This window comes from Nocardia sp. NPDC051052, from assembly GCF_044456045.1.
Classification (GTDB): Bacteria; Actinomycetota; Actinomycetes; order Mycobacteriales; family Mycobacteriaceae; genus Nocardia.
The window spans coordinates 1-2667 of record NZ_JBITFL010000044.1 but is presented as its reverse complement, the minus strand read 5'-3'; the positions used below and the strand labels follow the sequence as shown (position 1 = coordinate 2667).

Annotated in this window: 2 protein-coding genes; both read right to left on the bottom strand. The window is 63.3% G+C overall.

Translation table 11 applies throughout. The annotated features are described in order from the left end of the window. The coding region (locus tag ACIBCN_RS44465; protein WP_396998919.1) for a beta-ketoacyl synthase N-terminal-like domain-containing protein at positions 1–206 on the bottom strand (206 nt) is incomplete at its 3' end. A 27-nt stretch (positions 207–233) separates the two neighbouring features. Then, on the bottom strand, positions 234–2552 hold the full coding sequence (locus ACIBCN_RS44460) for a type I polyketide synthase (RefSeq protein ID WP_396998921.1): 2319 nt from the start codon (positions 2550–2552) through the stop codon (positions 234–236). Positions 2553–2667: the final 115 nt, after the last annotated feature.

The window sequence follows — 2667 nt, the reverse complement described above, 5'->3', positions numbered from 1 at the left end:
CCCGACACCGCATCCCGCTCCTCGATCAACAACCGCCACAACGCATCCGGCGACGACACCCCACCAGGGAACCGACAACCCATACCCACAATCACCACCGGCTCCGACACCTTCGCCTGAAGCTTGCGGTTCTCCTTTTTCAGAGCTTCATTGCGCTGTGCGGCGTTCCGCAACGCCTTCGTGAGGTCCTCAAAAGATAAAGCCATGACGTATCTCCAAAAGTATCAAGAAAATCAATCGGCGAAATGCTGAACCAGCGCTTCTATATCCATATCCTCGGTTGATTCTCGATCAACTTCTGCGTGAATATCCGACGTGTCCGAATTATCGGCCAGCTGGAGCAGGGCAGCGAGCAACCCTGTTTTTCTGAGCTCGCTGATCGGAACTGCCGACAAATATCGGCGAATCCTGCTTTCATCAATATCGGTCTCGTCCGGTCCGACGACCGGCTTGCCGTTCAGCTGCTCGAGCACATACCCCGCCACCTGCCCGGGCGTTGGGTAGTCGAAGACAATGGTGACCGGCAACCGCAGTCCGGTTGCGGTGTTCAGCCGGTTGCGCACCTCTACCGCGGTCAACGAGTCGAATCCGAGCTCTCGGAAGTTCCGGTCGATGCCGATAGCGTCGGCTTCGTCGTGGGCGAGGACCAGTGCAACCTCGGCACGCACAACATCCAGCACGATTTCCAGCGCCTCGGACTCCGGCAATCCGGTAATCCGTTGTGGCAGTAGCGATGTCGCTGCCTCGGCCGAAGCCGCGGTCGACCTGCGTTCCCGGGGCGCCACCAGGCCATGGAAGACGGTAGGTATCGACGTGGCCGCACGCAGGGCCGCGAGATCGAGGCGCGTAGCAGTAACCGTCGCACGCGGTTGCGCCAGTGCCGCATCGAACCAGGCCAGACCCTGCTCGATCGACATACCCGACATACCGCTGCGTCCTGCACGGAAGGTGTCTGTCTCTTGCAGTCGGGAGCCCATGCCGGAACCGGAATCCCACAAACCCCAGGCAATCGATACCGCCGCAAGCCCTTGCGCACGGCGATGCTCGGCCAAGGCGTCCAGGAATGTGTTTGCCGCAGCGTAGTTTGCGACACCAGCGCTGCCGAGTATGCCGGCGGCCGAGGAGTACAGCACAAACATCGCCAGATCCCGATCAAGCGTGGCCTGGTGCAGATGCCACGCCGCATCCGCCTTCGCCGCCAGCACCGTGTCCAGCCGCTGCGGCGTCAACGCCGTAACCACACCATCATCGAGCACACCTGCTGCATGCACGACACCCACCAACGGGGCCTCCGCGGGAACCGCCGCCAGCAGTGTGTCGACCCCAGCACGCGTGGACACGTCACACGCCACCACACGAACTCTGGCACCCAACCCGGTCAAGGTGTCGACCAACTCCGGCGCACCCGATGCTTGCAGGCCTCGACGACTGGCCAACACCAATGACGTAACGCCATGCGAGACAACAAGATGCCGGGCAATGATCGCCCCGAGATTACCGGTACCGCCGGTCACCACCACCGAGCCGCCCGCCGGCACTAGCTGATCAGCGATCTCATCTGCGCTGGTCAACCGGGTCAGCCGGGCAACATGCACAACCCCATCCCGAATCGCCACCTGGGGCTCACTGATCGAAAGGATCTGCGCCACTACAGCATCCAGATCATCGATGGTGTCGACGTCGGCGAGCACGATGCGGTCGGGATCTTCAGACTGTGCCGAACGCACCAGACCCCACACCGTCGCAGCCGCCGGATCGGTGACGTCCTCGCCCTCGACCGAAACGGCACCCGAGGTCAGCACCATGAGCGTGCTCTCCTCGAACCGGTCCCCACCCAACCATGTCTGCACCGCTCGCAGCGCATCATGCGCGACAACGTGTACCCGCTGCGCGACAGCGTGATTCACGTCCGCACTACGGAGGTCGATGACCACAGCCTTCGGAACCTCCGGCGTGCCCGCAGCCCAGTGCACGAGCTCGTCCACCGCGCCGAACACAGTGACCGGCCCAAGTGCTGGCGACAACGAGCCGAGCTGCGAGACCCACTGCAATGCCAACAGTCGCTCTCCGGCTCCTGCCTCGCTGATCGCCGGCGTCGCCCTGGTGGTCAGGGACTCGATGGTGACAACGAGCCGCCCGGATTCATCAACCGCCGCAATCGACACTCCACGCGAGCCGGTGCCAGGTTTGATCCGTGCTCGCAGAGCTGTCGCGCCGACCGCATGCAGTACGACGTTCTGCCATGCGAACGGCATCCGCGGCCCCTCGTCCTCGCCATCAACTCCTTGATCGATATCGCCTGCGCCCATGCCCTGCAGGACCGCATCGAGCAGGGCTGGATGCAGTCCGTAGTGGGCGGTGTCGCTGTCCGGTTCGGGTAGGACGGCTTCAACGTAAATGTCTGTCCCGTGCCGCCACACCGCACGCAAGCCACGGAACGATGGCCCGTAGTCGTACCCCGCGTCGGCCAACCGGTCGTAAAACCCGTGCAGCTCAACAGGAATCGCACCGGTCGGTGGCCATTGAGGCGACACCGTCCACGGTCCGATCATCGCCGCAGGAGCGACAGCCTCCGGTGCGATGACCCCTTCGGCGTGCAGCACCCATTCCGCCCCGGAATCAGGAGCATCAGCACGGGCATACACCGACACAGCACGTTCACCCACC

What these genes read in the sequence shown, in the direction of transcription:
- ACIBCN_RS44460 (WP_396998921.1), bottom strand. Translation starts at nt 2,552, where the DNA reads ATGATCGGACCGTGGACGGTGTCGCCTCAATGGCCACCGACCGGTGCG.